Source organism: Nocardia higoensis NBRC 100133 (assembly GCF_000308595.1).
Classification (GTDB): domain Bacteria; phylum Actinomycetota; class Actinomycetes; order Mycobacteriales; family Mycobacteriaceae; genus Nocardia; species Nocardia higoensis.
Map to the genome: position 1 here is coordinate 23,302 of NZ_BAGA01000062.1, position 15,434 is coordinate 38,735.

13 protein-coding genes are annotated in these 15,434 nt (G+C 70.2%); 8 read left to right on the top strand and 5 right to left on the bottom strand.

Annotation, left to right across the window (positions count from 1 at the left end; all coding sequences use genetic code 11):
• Positions 1-3: 3 nt before the first annotated feature.
• Positions 4-438 carry a nitroreductase family deazaflavin-dependent oxidoreductase gene (locus ON26_RS08440; protein WP_040795463.1) on the bottom strand — a complete coding sequence of 145 codons (435 nt, stop codon included), beginning with the start codon at positions 436-438 and terminating at the stop codon, positions 4-6.
• Between the two features lie 88 nt (positions 439-526).
• Here ON26_RS08440 and ON26_RS08445 point away from each other — a divergent pair, with 88 nt between their 5' ends.
• On the top strand, positions 527-742 hold the full coding sequence (locus ON26_RS08445; RefSeq protein WP_040795464.1) for an MAPEG family protein: 216 nt from the start codon (positions 527-529) through the stop codon (positions 740-742).
• A 36-nt stretch (positions 743-778) separates the two neighbouring features.
• Here ON26_RS08445 and ON26_RS08450 read toward each other — a convergent pair whose 3' ends face one another.
• Entirely contained in the window at positions 779-3,454 is a 2,676-nt protein-coding gene (locus ON26_RS08450; RefSeq protein ID WP_040795465.1) for an ATP-binding protein, read from the bottom strand.
• Positions 3,455-3,585: 131 nt separating this feature from the next.
• On the opposite strand from ON26_RS08450, the gene ON26_RS08455 reads away from it, so the two are divergent.
• The 3 genes from ON26_RS08455 (at position 3,586) to ON26_RS08465 (ending at position 5,843) form a co-directional block, all read left to right on the top strand.
• The gene (locus tag ON26_RS08455) at positions 3,586-3,942 is read left to right on the top strand and encodes a nuclear transport factor 2 family protein (RefSeq protein WP_040795466.1); all 357 of its coding nucleotides are present in this window, start codon (positions 3,586-3,588) and stop codon (positions 3,940-3,942) included.
• 32 nt (positions 3,943-3,974) lie between these two features.
• Positions 3,975-4,397, top strand: coding sequence for a hypothetical protein (locus ON26_RS08460; RefSeq protein ID WP_051026832.1), 423 nt, complete (start codon positions 3,975-3,977; stop codon positions 4,395-4,397).
• Positions 4,398-4,571: 174 nt separating this feature from the next.
• Positions 4,572-5,843, top strand: coding sequence for a T6SS phospholipase effector Tle1-like catalytic domain-containing protein (locus tag ON26_RS08465; protein WP_083883938.1), 1,272 nt, complete (start codon positions 4,572-4,574; stop codon positions 5,841-5,843).
• A 145-nt stretch (positions 5,844-5,988) separates the two neighbouring features.
• On the opposite strand, the gene treY is transcribed toward ON26_RS08465, so the two are convergent.
• Together treY and glgX are read right to left on the bottom strand one after the other, a co-directional pair.
• Positions 5,989-8,421 carry a malto-oligosyltrehalose synthase gene (gene treY, locus ON26_RS08470; protein ID WP_245545774.1) on the bottom strand — a complete coding sequence of 811 codons (2,433 nt, stop codon included), beginning with the start codon at positions 8,419-8,421 and terminating at the stop codon, positions 5,989-5,991.
• 7 nt (positions 8,422-8,428) lie between these two features.
• The gene (gene glgX, locus ON26_RS08475; protein WP_051026833.1) at positions 8,429-10,555 is read right to left on the bottom strand and encodes a glycogen debranching protein GlgX; all 2,127 of its coding nucleotides are present in this window, start codon (positions 10,553-10,555) and stop codon (positions 8,429-8,431) included.
• A 182-nt stretch (positions 10,556-10,737) separates the two neighbouring features.
• Here glgX and ON26_RS08480 point away from each other — a divergent pair, with 182 nt between their 5' ends.
• Positions 10,738-12,024 carry an adenosylmethionine--8-amino-7-oxononanoate transaminase gene (locus ON26_RS08480; RefSeq protein WP_040795468.1) on the top strand — a complete coding sequence of 429 codons (1,287 nt, stop codon included), beginning with the start codon at positions 10,738-10,740 and terminating at the stop codon, positions 12,022-12,024.
• 307 nt (positions 12,025-12,331) lie between these two features.
• Here the strand turns inward: ON26_RS08480 and ON26_RS08485 are convergent, their stop codons facing one another.
• On the bottom strand, positions 12,332-12,706 hold the full coding sequence (locus ON26_RS08485; RefSeq protein ID WP_040795469.1) for a cupin domain-containing protein: 375 nt from the start codon (positions 12,704-12,706) through the stop codon (positions 12,332-12,334).
• 129 nt (positions 12,707-12,835) lie between these two features.
• Here ON26_RS08485 and ON26_RS08490 point away from each other — a divergent pair, with 129 nt between their 5' ends.
• The 3 genes from ON26_RS08490 to bioD are packed head-to-tail and all read left to right on the top strand — an operon-like array spanning position 12,836 to position 15,217.
• Positions 12,836-13,282 carry a MarR family winged helix-turn-helix transcriptional regulator gene (locus ON26_RS08490; RefSeq protein WP_245545775.1) on the top strand — a complete coding sequence of 149 codons (447 nt, stop codon included), beginning with the start codon at positions 12,836-12,838 and terminating at the stop codon, positions 13,280-13,282.
• Between the two features lie 49 nt (positions 13,283-13,331).
• A complete protein-coding gene (locus tag ON26_RS08495; protein ID WP_051026835.1) occupies positions 13,332-14,522 on the top strand; it encodes an 8-amino-7-oxononanoate synthase in 1,191 nt (396 codons plus the stop codon).
• Positions 14,519-15,217 carry a dethiobiotin synthase gene (bioD, locus tag ON26_RS08500; protein ID WP_040795471.1) on the top strand — a complete coding sequence of 233 codons (699 nt, stop codon included), beginning with the start codon at positions 14,519-14,521 and terminating at the stop codon, positions 15,215-15,217. The genes ON26_RS08495 and bioD overlap by 4 nt, the downstream gene beginning before the upstream one ends.
• Positions 15,218-15,434 lie beyond the last annotated feature (217 nt).

Sequence of the window (15,434 nt, forward strand, 5' to 3'; positions counted from 1 at the left end):
TGGTCAGCGCGGTGTGAGCACGAAGACAGGGATCTGGCGGTCGGTCTTCTTCTGGTACTCGGCGTAATCGGGCCAGGCTGCCACGGCCCGTTCCCACCACACCCGCTTCTCCTCGCCGGTGACCTCGCGCGCGGTGTAGTCGGCGACCGCCTCGCCGTCGCGCAATTGGACGTGTGGCTCGGCCTTGATGTTGTAGTACCACACGGGATGCTTCGGTGCGCCGCCGAGCGAGGCGACGACGGCGTACTCCCCGTCGTGCTCGACCCGCATGAGCGGGGTCTTGCGCAGCTTGCCGGTCTTGGCGCCCTTGGTGGTCAGGACGATGATCGGCTTGCCGTTCAGGGTCGCGCCTTCGGTGCCGCCGGAATTCTCGTAGGTCTCGGCCTGTTCGCGCGCCCAGTCGGACGAACTCGGTGCGTACTCTCCAATCAATGGCATGACTGCGACAACTGATCGGCCTGCGCGGGTGTTCCCGGTCACGCCGAGTTCGGTGGACCGAACTTTTCTCCACGCGTACCCTGAACATATGGCAACGGCTCACCATCCCACCGTCGACATCGCGGGCAGCGCGTGGCCGGTGTACAAGCTGGAGGCTGTGGTCGCCGGGCTGGCGATCGCGCTGGTACTCGGCCTGATGACCGGCTCGGCTCAGGTGGCGGTGCTGGCGGCGGCCGCCGTGGCGTCGGTGCGCGCGGCTTACGCGGTGGCCTCGATCCGGTTCTCGCCGCCCATCCGGCACTGAGGCCGTGCCGCCGATCCGCCACCGAGACGGTGACGGTCAGCCCGCGTCGAGCGCGAGTGCGGCCAGGTCGGCGCGGGAGGCGACGCCCAGCTTCGGATAGGCCTTGTAAAGGTGATGCCCCACCGTCCGCGGACTGAGAAACAGGTGCGCGGCGATATCCCGGTTGGACATGCCCCGCGCGGCCAGCCGGACGATCTGCAGCTCCTGTGGCGTGAGGCCGGCCAGCGGCCCCGAACCGGACCGCGCGGTACCGCCTTCGCCGAGCGCTCCGAGTTCGACCTCGGCACGTTCCGACCAGGGGCGCGCGCCCAGTCCCGCGAAGATCTCCTGCGCACTGCGCAACTGCGCGCGCGCCTCGGTCTTGCGCCGGGCGCGGCGCAGCCATTCCCCGTACAGCAGGCGGGTGCGCGCTTCCTCGAACGGTCGCGGTTGCGCCCCGAGCGCGGCCTCGAACAGGTCCCCGGCCGCCCGCCCCTCGGTGAGCAGGGCCCGGCTCCGTTGCTCCAGGCCGCCGACCCAGGACTGTTCGCAGTCCCGGGCCCATGTGCTCAGCCGGGTGAGGGCCTCCTCGGCGAGTTCCCGGTCGCCGAGGCGGACGGCGGCTTCGATCAGATCCGGCAGCGAGCGCAGTCCGACGACCTGATGCCGCGCCGGCTCGACGGTGAGCGCGGTGAACCGGCCGACCGCCTCGTCCACCCGTCCGTGTCCGAGGGCCAGCATGCCCAGCGCGGCCTGGCACCAGGTGGCGCCCGCCGCGCCCGGCCCGCCGAACTCCTCCGCCAGCGCCTGTTCGACCGCGGCCGCGCACTCCTCGGCGCGCCCGCCGAGCGCGGCGAGATAGGCGAGGAACGCCGTCAACTGGCTCACCCAGTGTTTCTGCCCGATGTCCCCGGCGATCCGCGCGCCCTCGGTCGCCAGGACGATCCCTTCGCCGGGCCGGCCCGAGAAAGTCTCCGCCTCGGCCAGGAAGAACAGCAGTGGCGGCAGCAACCCGATCCGGCCGTCCTCGCGGCACCGCCCGACGAGATCGGCCGCCAGGTCGCGGACCTGCTCGTCCTGCCCGGGCACCAGCCCGGCTCCGCACAGCAGCACGAGATCGCGCGGACTGCCGACCGCGTCGGCGGCTGCCCGCAGATCGCCCGCCGAGCGGCCGTGCAGTCCGGCGAGCAGTGAGCGCAGGAGCGGCGCGGACGGCTCGGCGGCGGCCGCGCTCAATGCGCCGAGGCGCGAAGCCGTCTGCGCCAGTTCGTCTTCCCCGAGGTACCAGGCGGCATGCGTGGCCTGGGTCAGGATGCGCGCGGCGAGGGAGGGCTGCCGGGTCGTCACGGCCTCGGCGGCAGCCAGCAATCGCCGGTGCGCCGCACGGTGTTCCCCGGTGCCGAATTCCGCGCTGCCGTGCACCAGTTCGAGCCGGGCCGACACCAGCGGGTCGGTGGTCAGCGCGCCTGCGCGCGCCGCGGCGTTGGCCGCGGACTCGAACAGCCCGGCCTCGGCCGCAGTTTCCGCGGCGAGGACCAGCCTGCGGACTCGCGCCTGCTGATCCGTGCTCAGCGCGGCCGCGCGTTCGTAGGCGGCGACGGCCCCGTGATGACCGTTGCGCAGGCGAGCCCGCTCGGCGGTGTCCTCCAGCGCGATCGCGACGCGCTCGTCGGGCCCGGTGGCCGCGCTCGCCCGATGCCAGGCGCGCAGATCGGCACGGTCGGGCTCGGTCATGGTGCGGGCGAGCGCGCGGTGCGCGGCCAGCCGGTCGCTCAACGGCGCGCCCCGATAGATCGCCGAGCGCAGCAGGGGATGCCGCAGCCGCAGGTGCCGGCCGTCGCCGGTGATCAGTCCGAGTTCCTCCGCGGGCCCCAGGTCCGCGGGCGTTGCCCCGAGCTCCGCCGCCGCGGCGAGCACGACGCCGGTCTCGGTGGTTCCGGCTGCCGCGGCCACCAGCAGCAATATCCTTGTCGCCGACGGCAATCGGCTCACCTGACCGTGGAAGGCGACGTGCAGCCGCTGTGTCAACGGCAGCGGATTCGGTCCCTCGTCCGGTGCGCTCGCTGCCAGCACGGCGGGCAATTCCCGCAGTGCGAGTGGATTGCCCGCCGCCACGCCCAGGGCGCGCATCCGCAGATCCGGCGCCAGCCCGGGGGTGCGTTCGTCGAGCAGTGCGGCGGCCGATTCGTGCGGCAACGGGTCGACGACCAGTTCGGGCAGTCCGGGCGCGGGGAAATCCCCCGGCCCGTTGCGGGCGGCGAAGAGGATCACCACGCCCTCGGCGTCGAGTCGCCTGGCCGCGAAGAGCAGGGCTTCCGCGGTGGCGTGGTCCAGCCAGTGCGCATCGTCGATCAGGCACACCACCGGATGCTCGACGGCTTCCTCGGCGAGCAGCGACAGAACCGCGAGCCCGATGAGCAGCCGGTCGCCGGGCGCCCTTTCGCCGACCCCGAACGCCCCGAGCAGCGCCGCCCGCTGTCGTTCGGGCAGCCGCTCGATCAGCGCCGCGGCCGGACGAGCCAGCAGATGCAATGCGGCGAAGGGCAGTTCGGCCTCGGACTCCACCCCGGCGCTGCGGACGGTCACCAACCCCTGCGCCGCCGCGTAGTCGAGCAGCGCGGTCTTGCCGACGCCGGGCTCCCCGCGCAGCACCAGCACCCCGCTGCGCCCGGCGCGCGCATCGGCCAGCAGCCGGTCGATGCGCGCCTGCTCGCTCTCGCGTCCGTACAGCACCGGTTCACCGTAACCGGCTACTTACCGCACGACCGAAAAGTACTTATGAGCGACAGATTCGGCGACCCCCTCCGCACCCATACCGTTTCTCCCGTACCCACCGATGAACCCCCCGATCCGAGGAGAACACCATGAACGACCTGGTCGCGCAGTACCTGGAGATCTGGAACACCACCGACGCCGCGGCCCGCCGAGCGGCCATCGCCCGCGTCTTCACCGACACCCCCGGCTACGTCGACCCCCTGATGGACGTCACCGGTCGCGAAGCCATCGACGCCGGCATCGCGGCGGTGCAGGCGCAGTTCCCCGGGCTGGTCTTCCGGTTGGCGGGCCCCGTCGACGCCCACCACGACCAGGTGCGTTTCACCTGGGAACTCGGTCCCGCCGACGGCGAGGCGCTGATCGTCGGCTTCGACGTCGCGGTGCTGTCGCAGGGCCGGATCGACCGTGTCTACGGCTTCCTCGACAAGGTGCCCGCCACCGCCTGACCCATACCGCCGCTTCCGGCAAGGAGACGATCATGACCACCTCTGCTTCCGCGCACCGCCTGTCCGCGCTGCTCGACTCCGGCGACGGGCTGCTGCGCCTGTCCCTGCGCGCCGACGCACTCGTCACCGGCGTGAACGGCCTGGCCTATCTCGCCCTGTCGGCTCCGCTGGAGTCATTGCTCGGACTCGAGCGCGGTATCGCCCTCGGCATCGGCGCATTCCTGACCGTCTACGCCGTCGTCGTGACGATCGTCGGTCTGCCCGCCCGGATCAGTACCGCCGCGGTCCGCGTGGTGATCGGCGCGAACGCCGCCTGGGTCGTGCTGAGCCTGACAGCTGTCCTCGCTGGCGTCCTCGGACTCACCGTGGCGGGCGCGCTGTGGGCGGTCCTGCAGGCCGTGGTCGTGGGTGGTTTCGCCGCACTGCAATACCTGGGTCTGCGCAAGGCCGGGTGAGTCCTGCCGCCGCCGGGTACGGTCCGTGTCGTCCGGGCCGCACCCGGCGGTGGTGTACAGCCCTGCTCACGCAGGTGGAGCGCGCCTGCTGTCGATACGGGCCCGGGCGCGTCAGGATGATTCGAGTAGCCGGGTACGCGCGATTCCGACAACGGCCGGACGGAGACTCGAAGCATGAAACGCCTGGTGGTGTGCTGCGACGGCACATGGAAGGCCGAGAACAGCAGCACGGTGTCCAATATCGTCAAGATCGCGCAGACCGTGCGGAGGGAGGCGCCGGGCCCGGGCGGCTCGCGCCTGCGTCAGCAGGTCATCTACATCTCCGGCCCCGGCGCCCGAGGATTCACCGCCGACCGCCTGATCGGTGGCGCGTTCGGTCTCGGCCTGGAGGCCAACCTGTCCGCCGCCTACTGGCAGCTGGCTGTCAACTGGGAACCCGGCGACGAGATCTTCGTCTTCGGTTTCAGCCGCGGCGCCTACACCGCGCGCAGCCTGGTCGGACTCATCGACCGCATCGGGATGATGACCCCGCGGTCGATGATCGCCGGGCACTACCCGACCGCGCTGAGGATGTATCGCCGGCTCGGGGGCAAGCGGCTGCGCAACCGGAAACCGCCGCCGACGGAGGAGGAGTGGGCGGATTTCCGGGCCGCGCACAGCCGACGGGCTCCGGTCGACTTCCTCGGCGTGTTCGACACCGTCGGTGCGCTCGGCGTCCCCGGCATCACCTCCTGGCGGCACAGCTTCCACGACGTCAATCTCTCGGAATGGGTGCTGTGCGCCCGGCAGGCGCTCGCCCTCGACGAACGCAGGCGAAATTTCGAACCCTGCCTGTGGCAGGTGCCGGTGTCGCTGCACGTCGAACACCACCGGATCAAACCTCGCGGCCGTCGCGCCCGCGTCGAGCAGGTCTGGTTCGCCGGCGTGCACAGCGACATCGGCGGTGGTTACGAGGAGTGCGGACTGTCCGACGCCACCTTCCGATGGATGGTCGCCGAGGCGCGCGCGGAAGGACTGGCATTCGACGACGGCCTCATCGAATGCCTGACCGGTCGCTGCGCCGAGGTGGAGAATCACGCGATGTTGCACGATTCGCTCGGCCCCGGCTACCGGGTGCTCAACGTGGCGCGCACCCTGCGCGCACTGGGCAACCGGCACAGCCGCTTCTACCGGGACTCCTCGCGCAAACCGGTGGTCGAAGGCGACCACGGGGTGCGCCTGGCCTCGACGGTCACCGCCGACCCGAACTACCTGCCCGGCAACCTGCGCCGCTGGCGTGCCGAACTCGGCGGGCAGATCCCGGCCGAGCTCATCGAACCCATCCCGCCGAGCCCCGGCGACCTCCCGCCGGACGGAGAAAGGGGGCCACGACAGATTCCGCACAACGCCCGGCTGCTCGCCACGGGGAGCAGCCCGACGGAAGCCGTACCACGCCGAAAGCCCTGACCACGCGTCTCCGACGGCACGCGCGTTCGAAACCGCGGCTCGGGCAACGACGCCCGTACACGGGATCGAATCCGCAGCCGAGAACGATCATCGATCCTGCTCAACGGAGAGCGGGCTCGCTCACGGCTCGGATCGCGCACCGCGTTCAGCGCACGAGCAGTGCGACGGGCAGTCGCGCGAAGATCTGCTCGATCCGGGTCCGCCCCTGGAAGGTGTGCCCGGTCAGCCGGTCGGTCCACGCACCCGCGGGCAGATCGACTGCCGTATCGCCCCAGCCGCTCTCGGCCAGTCCCACGCTGTGCCGGGTGACCAGCACCACCACCTCCGGCGGCTCGCCGACCCGGCCGCGGGCATAGCCGACCACCCGCTCGGACTGCTCGCCGGTGGCGTACATCGGCAGGTAGGAGCCGCCGACGAAGCATTCCGGGCGCTCCCGGCGCAGCCACAGCGAGTAGGCGACCACCCACATCTTCGCCGCGCCGGAGGTGTCCAATGCCGGTGTGCCGGTAAGCGATTGCAGCATGCCCGTACGTGCGGGGAAGTCGACCGGACGGCGGTTGTCCGGGTCGACCAGCGAGTCCTCCCACAGCTCGCAGCCCTGGTACACGTCGGGAATGCCGGGTCCGCACAACTGCAACAACTTCTGCGCCAGCGAATCCGACCAGGCGTGCTGGGCCAGATCGTGGGTGAGGTCGCTGAGCTGCGAGCCCACCGGGCCGTCGATCACCGCGTCCAGCCACACGTGCACGGCGGTCTCGAACTCGGTGTCCGGATCCTCCCACGAGGTGCGCAGACCGGCTTCGCGAATCGCTTTCGTCGTGTACATGTGCAGCCGCTCGCGCAGCCCCGACACCGACGACGCGGGCCGCCCGTCGGCGGGCCACACCCCGAACATGTTCTGCAGCAACATCAACGCGGTCGCGCCGTCCGGCGGCGGCGTCTGGTCCAGCCAGGATTCCACCGACTTCGCCCAGGTCCCCGCCACTTGCGAGAGCACCCCGATCCGTGCCCGAACATCCTCGCCGCGCTTGGTGTCGTGCGTGGACAGCGTCGTCATGCCGGCGGGCCAGCGCCGCACGCGCTCGATATTGGCGAGATGGAACTCGTTCACCGAATGCCCGAAGCGCGCCGGGTTCCCGCCCACCTCCTGCAGCGACACCAGTCGGGCGGCGCGGTAGAACATGGTGTCCTCCACCGCTTTCGCGGTCATGGCGCCGCACACCTGCTCGAACCGGGTGGCCGCCTCCCCGCCGACCGCGAGCGCTCGGACGAGCACCTTCAGCGGCGCGCTCAGTTCGCTGTTGCGCCGCTCGACCTCCGCGATCACCGCGCCGGTCATCCCGGCCAGCGGCGTGTAGTCGGCCCGGTACACCGGCATGAAGGCCAGCACCTCGATCGCGGCGTTGGTCAGCGCCAGCGTGTCGAAGGAATCCGCGGCCGCGTCCTGCTTGATCGCGACCACCAGCCTGCGTAGTTCCGGAGCCAGAATGTTCTCCGCCACCGCCCTTTTGATGCGGTGCTCGGTCTCGCCGATCCAGGCCCGGTCGCTGCCGTGCCCGGCGAAGCGGCGTGACAGCTCGGTCAGCGCCTGCTCGCCCTTCGGGTCGATGAGCACTCCGCCGATCCAGGCCAGCGCGTCGTAGCCGGTGGTGCCGTCCACCGGCAGTGTCGGGTCGAGCGGTTCCCGGTTGGCGAGGATCTTCTCCACCAGCAGCAACCGGTCCGGTCCGATCAGCTGCCGCAGCCGGGTCAGATACCCGGCGGGATCGGACAGGCCGTCCGGATGATCCACCCGCACACCGTCGATGAGATCGTGCTCGCACCACGCGGCCAGCTCCCGATGGGTGACGTCGAAGACTTCGCGGTCCTCCTGGCGCAGCGCGGCCAGCGTGCTCACCGCGAAGAAGCGGCGGTAGGTGCACACCCCCGCCTTCCAGCTGACCAGGCGGTAGTGCTGACGGTCGTGGATGCGCAGCGGATTGTCGCCGTCGGTGCCCGGCGCGATCGGGAAGCGCAGATCGTGCAACGCCAGCATGGGTTCGGGTCCGGAACGGTCCACCGTGAGTGCGGCCGGATCGTTCTCGTTGGCCAGTACCGGCAGCGCCAGCCGCCCGCCCGCGCCGTTGCCCGGGCTCCAGTCGATGTCGAAGAACCGCGCGAACGCCGACTCCCGGCCGTTCCGCAGCACATCCCACCACCACGGGTTCTGCCGCGGATCGGCGACGCCGACGTGATTGGGCACCAGGTCGACGATCAGCCCCATGCCGCGGGTGCGGACCTCGTCGGCGAGCGCTTTGAGCCCGAGCGGACCGCCCAGTGCAGCCGACACGGTGGTCGGATCGGTCACGTCGTAGCCGTGCGTGGAGCCGCGCGCTGCGGTCAGGATGGGGGACAGGTACAGGTGCGAGATACCCAGCTGTTGCAGATATTCCGCGATCGCGCGGGCGTCGGCGAAGGTCAGCGCGTCCGGGCGTAGTTGCAGCCGATAGGTGCTGCGCACCGGGGTCTGCCTGGCCGCGCGCCCGGGGACGGCGGCGTCGGGGCGGGAGGTGAGTTCGGGAGTTTCGGGCAGAGTCATGGACGTGTCACAGTCGTTCGGTGCAGCGCAGGACGAGCAGGCAGCGGCTGGGAACGGGCAGGATGGCGGTGGCCTCGTAGGACGCCCCGCCGCTGCCGTCGGGACTGGCACAGTCCAGTTCGACCACCCAGCGCAGGCCGTACTCCGGGCCGGGCAGCACGAAGTCCAGCGGATCGTGGTGGGCGTTGAAGCACAGCAGGAACGAATCGTCGGTGATGCGCTCACCGCGCGGGCCCGGCTCCGGGATGGCGCGGCCGTTCAGGTAGACCGTCAGCGCTTTGCCGAAACCGCTGTCCCAGTCCGCCGCGGTCATCTCCTCACCCGCGGGGGTCAGCCAGGCGATGTCGTGGGTGATGTGCTTGGGGCGGATCGGCCTGCCCGCCAGGAACCGCCTGCGCCGGAAGACCGGATGCGCCGTGCGCAACGCGATCACCGAGCGGGTGAATTCCAGCAGGTCGGCATTGGTCTCGGCGAGTGACCAGTCCATCCACGCCAGCGGGGAATCCTGGCAGTACACATTGTTGTTGCCCTGCTGGGTGCGCCCCATCTCGTCGCCGTGCGCGAGCATCGGTGTGCCCTGGCTGAGGATCAGCGTGGCCAGCAGATTGCGCTGCTGCTTGGCACGCAGGGCCAGGATCTCCGGATCGTCGGTGGGTCCTTCGACGCCGCAGTTCCACGAGCGGTTGTGGCTCTCGCCGTCGCGGTTGTCCTCGCCGTTGGCCTCGTTGTGCTTCTCGTTGTAGGACACCAGGTCACGCAGGGTGAACCCGTCGTGGGCGGTGACGAAGTTGATGCTGGCGCCGGGGCGCCGGCCGGTCGCCTCGTACAGATCGGAGGAGCCGGTCAGCCGGGAGGCGAACTCCCCCAGGGTCGACGGCTCGCCGCGCCAGTAGTCACGCACGGTGTCGCGATACTTGCCGTTCCATTCGGTCCACAGGCCGGGGAAGTTGCCCACCTGGTAGCCGCCCTCGCCGACGTCCCAGGGCTCGGCGATCAGCTTGACCTGGCTGACCACCGGATCCTGCTGGACCAGATCGAAGAAGGTGGAAAGCTTGTCCACATCGTGCAATTCGCGCGCCAGGGTGGCGGCCAGGTCGAAGCGGAAACCGTCGACATGCATGTCCAGGATCCAGTACCGCAGCGAGTCCATGATCAGTTGCAGCGTGTGCGGGTGGCGCACGTTGAGACTGTTGCCGGTGCCGGTGTAGTCCCTGTACTTCGAGGGATCGTCCTCGAGCAGGCGGTAGTAGGCGGCGTTGTCGATGCCGCGGAAGGCGATCGTCGGGCCAAGGTGGTTGCCTTCGCCGGTGTGGTTGTAGACCACGTCGAGGATCACCTCGATGCCCTCGGCGTGCAGTGCCCGCACCATCGCCTTGAATTCCGTGACCGCCGCACCGCCACGCGCGCTGGCCGCGTACTCGTTGTGCGGGGCGAGATAGCCGAAGCTGTTGTAGCCCCAGTAGTTGCGCAGCCCTTGGTCCAGCAGCGTCCGGTCGTGCAGGAACTGGTGCACCGGCATCAGCTCGATCGCGGTGATGCCCAACCCTTTCAGATGCTCGACCACCGCCGGGTGCGCGATGCCCGCGTAGGTGCCGCGCAGTTCTTCCGGCACCTCCGGATGGGTCATCGTCATGCCCTTGACGTGGGCTTCGTAGATGACGGTCTCGTGGTAGGGCCGATTGGGCGGACGGTCGGCACCCCAGTCGAAGAACGGGTTGATGACGACGCCGGTCATGGTGTGGCCGAGTGTGTCCAGGCCGTAGGTGTGCAGCGAGGGGTCGCCGTCGAAGTCGCCGTCGAACGCTTTGCCATATGGATCGAGCAGCAATTTGCTTGGATCGCAGCGCAATCCGCGCTCCGGATCCCAGGGGCCGTGCACGCGGAATCCGTAGCGCTGTCCGGGGCCGATCGTCGGTAGATAGGCGTGCCAGACGTAGCCGTCGACTTCCTCGAGCCCGATCCGGGTCTCGCCGCCGTCGCGATCGATGAGGCAGAGATCCACCGCGTCTGCCACTTCGGTGAACAACGAGAAGTTCGTGCCTGCGCCGTCGTAGGTAGCACCGAGGGGGTACGCGGTCCCCGGCCAGGTGCCGAGGGGCGTCACATCGCTTGGCGCTGGGTCGGGCTGAGCCATGGACACGACAGTAGCGCCGAACCGCGCTCGCGTAGGTGTCGCGGTGCACCGCGTCACAAGGGTCACATCCGGGAACCGGACGCGATGCCCGCCGCGCGTGTCGTGCTGCTAACTTGAACATCGTTCAAGTCGCCCCTAGGTGGGGCGAAGCACGTGAGCGCGACACACCCGCGAGGACCGACTTGGCCACAGGAGCACTGACCCCGGACCGGATCACCGCCATCGACGCGGCCCACGTCTGGCACCCCTACGGCGGCTTCCCCGCCACTACCGAGCCGCTGGTGGTGGCCAGTGCCTCGGGGGTACGCCTGACCCTGGCCGACGGGCGCGAACTGATCGACGGCATGAGTTCCTGGTGGGCGGCGGTGCACGGCTACCGCCACCCGGCCCTGGACGCCGCCCTGCTCGGACAGGCCCGCCGGATGAGCCACGTCATGTTCGGCGGCCTCACCCACGAACCGGCCGCCCGCCTCTGCGAACTACTGGTCGAACTCACCCCCGACGGGTTGGACAAGGTCTTCCTCTGCGACTCCGGCTCGGTCTCGGTGGAAGTCGCGGTCAAGATGTGCCTGCAGTACTGGCGCAGCCTCGGCGAACCCGCCAAGCGCAAGCTGCTCACCTGGCGCGGCGGTTATCACGGCGACACCTTCACCCCCATGAGCGTCTGCGACCCCGAGGGCGGCATGCACGCGCTGTGGACCGACGTGCTCGCCGAGCAGATATTCGTCGGCATGCCACCGGCCGACTACCGAACCGGCTACGTCGGCGAACTCGCCGCCGCCATTGCCGCGAACGCGGGCGAACTCGCCGCCGTCATCGTGGAGCCGGTCGTCCAGGGCGCGGGCGGCATGCGCTTCCACGACGCGCGCTACCTCGCCGATCTGCGCCGCCTCTGCGACGAACACGATGTGCTGCTCGTCTTCGACGAGATCGCCACCGGCTTCGGTCGCACCGGGGAGTTGTTCGCCGCCGGACATGCCGGCGTGCGCCCCGATGTCATGTGCGTCGGCAAAGCTCTGACCGGCGGTTATCTCACCCTCGCCGCGGCACTGTGCACCACCGGGATCGCCGAGGCCATCAGCGCCGCCCACGGCGGTCTCATGCACGGGCCCACCTTCATGGGCAATCCGCTCGCCTGCGCGGTGGCAGTCGCCTCCGTCGAGACGCTGCTCTCCCGCGACTGGCGGGCCGAGGTAGGGGAGATCGAGTCGGGCCTGAGCGCCGGCCTCGAACCCCTGCGGGAATCGCCCGGTGTCGCCGATGTGCGCGTGCTGGGCGCCATCGGGGTGGTGGAACTGGAACAGCCGGTCGACATGCGGGTCGCGACCGCCGCCGCCGTCGAGTCCGGTGTCTGGCTGCGCCCGTTCCGCAACCTCGTCTATACGATGCCGCCGTTCATCAGCACCCCTGCCGACGTACGGGCGATCACCGACGCCATCGGCGCGGTCTGCCGCGCCGTGACGTCCTAGGCGGTGTTCCGAAGTGGGCCCCGGGGCGGCGCGCCACCCTGGATCAGGTCCGGGTCCGGTCGTCTGCGCGGCGGCGTCTACCAGCCGTGGGACACAAAGAGTGGCCATGACCCGCGCGACTCGGCAGCTGGTCGTTCTCACCAGCTCCTGACGCGCGCCGGGTCCGTCGGCGATGTGGCGGAACTTCCCCGGATCCGCCCTCGGAACCTCCCGTGCCGCGGCATGCTCGCCGCAGTGCGGGCGGGGAGCTGGGGGCGGTGCGTGCCGACTTGTCACCCCGCGCCGGCGGCCCAGGGGCGGGCCGGGCTCAGGCGATCCACGGCGGTACGACCGGCGAATCGGACTGTGGCGTCCGCGCTTGTGCGCCCGCCGGTGCGGTGACGATCGCGCGGTAGCCCTCCGGCCCACTCGTGATCTGCCGCCGCACGCCCGCGGGCAGCACGACGGTGTCACCCTCCGCCGCGTCGTGCGGATTGCCGTCGAGATCGACCACCAGCGAACCGGTCAGCACTGTCCAGATCTGTTCGACATCGAATTCGTGCAGCGGGCCCGAGGTCTGCGGCGGGACCTCCACCCGCCACAGTGCCGTGGCCGCTCCGCCTTGAGTAGGGGAGGCCAATGTGGTCATGACCCCGCCGGGGGTTTCCGTGCGACGGGTCTCGGTGTGGCGGACGACGGTCATGGGTGACTGCTCCTAAGGTAGACAATGTAGTTGTCCAAATAGTCAATGAGGTTGTCCAATATGTCAAGTGATGCACCTGCCGACGGCGGATCCGCAGAGGGAGAAGTGGGACCCGGGTATGAGCTTCCGATGCGATTCCTGCTGGCGTTCCGGTCGGCGATCGACGAGGTGCATGCCGACCTCGCCGCGCACGGTCATGCCGGCATACGACCCATGCACGGTTTCGTCTTCCAGGCGATAGCCCGCGCCGGTGGACCGAACGGCTGCACGGCCGCCGACCTCGGCCGCGCGCTCGGCGTCTCCAAGCAGGCGGCGGGCAAGCACATCGAAACCTTGGAACGACTCGGCTACCTGCGCCTGCACGTCGATCCCGCCGACGCCCGGCGCAAGGTGTGCACGCTGACCGAGAGTGCCTACGACGCTCTCGACCGATCGGCGCGCGCCTTCGCCGGCATCCGCGAGCGCTGGTCGCGAACCCTCGGTCCGGACCGGCTCGGCGCGCTCGAGCGCGACCTGCGGATCCTCGCCCCCGGCGAGATCTTCCGCCTGGACACTCCGCAGTGGTTCAACGGCTGAGCGGCGGCCGTCAACCGTCCTGAACGCCGTTCAAGTATGCTCCTGCGCTGTGACTACCGATCCGCTGAGCTGGTTGGACGAACGGGCGCGAGCGCGCGTCGGTGCCGGATTGCGTCGCGAACTGCGACCGAGGCAGCCGCAATCGCCGTCGATCGACCTGGCCTCCAACGACTACCTCGGACTCACCCGGCACCCGCAGGTGATCGAAGGCGCGGTCGAGGCGGTGCGGCGCTGGGGTGCGGGCTCGACCGGTTCGCGATTGGTCACCGGCACCACGGCTGATCACGCCGCGCTCGAAGCGGAACTCGCCGAGTTCGTCGGGGCGCAGGCCGGACTGGTGTTCGCCTCCGGCTACGCCGCCAACCTGGGCGTGGTCACCGCGCTGGCCGGGCGCGGCTCGCTGATCGTCTCCGACGCGGGGTCCCACGCCTCTCTGGTCGACGCCTGCCGGTTGTCGCGCGCCCGAGTCGAGATCGCTCCGCACGGCGATGTCGAGGAAGTCGACCGGCTGTTGTCCACTCGCGCCGAGGAACGAGCCCTGGTGCTCACCGACTCGGTGTTCAGTGCCGACGGCGACCTCGCGCCGCTGCGGGAACTGCACGGCGTCACCCGCGCGAACGGCGCGGTCCTCATCGCCGACGAAGCCCACGGCATCGGCGTACGCGGGCAGGGTGGTCGTGGCCTGGTCCACGAGGTAGGACTGGCCGGTGAACCGGACGTGATCGTCACCGCCACCCTGTCCAAGGCGCTGGCCGCGCAAGGTGGAGCCGTGCTGTGCGCCGAGCGCGTGCGCGCCCACTTGATCGATGCCGCCCGCACCTTCATCTTCGACACCGGCCTGGCTCCCGCGGCTGTCGGCGCCGCCCGCGCGGCGCTGGATCTGCTGCGCCGCGATCCCGGCCTGGCCGATCGCGTCCTGCGCAATGCCGCGGCCATCGCCCGGGTCGCCGGCGCGCCCGAACCCGAATCCGCTGTCGTGTCGGTGGTGCTCGGTAGAGCCCAGGTCGCCTACGACGCCGCCCAGGCCTGCATCGCCCGCGGCCTCGACGTCGGCTGCTTCCGCCCGCCGACCGTCCCCGAGGGCACCTCGCGCCTGCGCCTCACCGCCCGCGCCGATCTCACCGAGGCCGAGCTGGCCACCGTCGCGACGGTTCTCCGCGAAGTGCTGGCGCAAGCCCGTGGACAGGACGAGGCCCACGGTGAGGCCGCCACACGCACGACGGACGCGGTGCCGGCATGAGCCTGCTGTTCGTCACCGGTACCTCGACAGATGTCGGCAAGACGGTCGTCACCGCCGCCCTCGCCGCGACCGCTGTGGCCGAGGGCCGATCGGTGGCGGTCTGCAAACCCGCGCAGACCGGCGTCGTTCCCGGTGAGCCCGGCGATCTCGCGGTCGTCGACCGGCTGGCCGGCCCGTTGGTCACCCGGGAGTTGGCGCGCTATCCGGAGCCACTCGCGCCCGACACCGCCGCCCGCCGCGCCGGGCAGCCCCTGCTGACCCTCGCCGAGACCACTGCCGCCCTGCGTGAGCTGAACACTTCGGATCTGATCCTGGTCGAGGGCGCGGGCGGTCTGCTCGTACGGATAGGGGAGTTCACCCTGCTCGATCTGGCGCAGGAACTCGACGCGCCGGTAGTCGTCGTGGCGGCCGCCGGCCTGGGCACCCTGAACCACACCGAATTGACCGTCCGCACGCTCGAAGCCGCGGGCGTCCACTGCGCCGGTCTGGTGATCGGCGCATGGCCGGACGAGCCCGATCTGGCCGCCGAGTGCAATCGCGAGGATCTGACTCGCCTCACCGGAGTGGACATCGTGGGCGTCGTCCCCGCGGGCGCGGGCTCCTGGCGCCGCGAACGGTTCCGCGCCGAAGCGCCCGGTTGGTTCCTTCCGGCCTGGGTTCGCGGTGAGTTCGCCGCAGAACCGACCCGCCGTTAGCCGTTCAACCGACGTTTACCCCGATCTACCTGGGGATTTGACACGGTCCGACTGCCTGCGTAACTTATTCCAGGTCAGAGCGACACGGACACCGACCCGGAGCCGAGACGCAGAGCCGAAAGGCTCGGCGGGGCGCGGGAAACGAGGTAGGACGAGGAGCGCCTGATCATTACGTAGGGCTCGGCCATAGACCGGATTTTGATCTTGTCGATTGGGC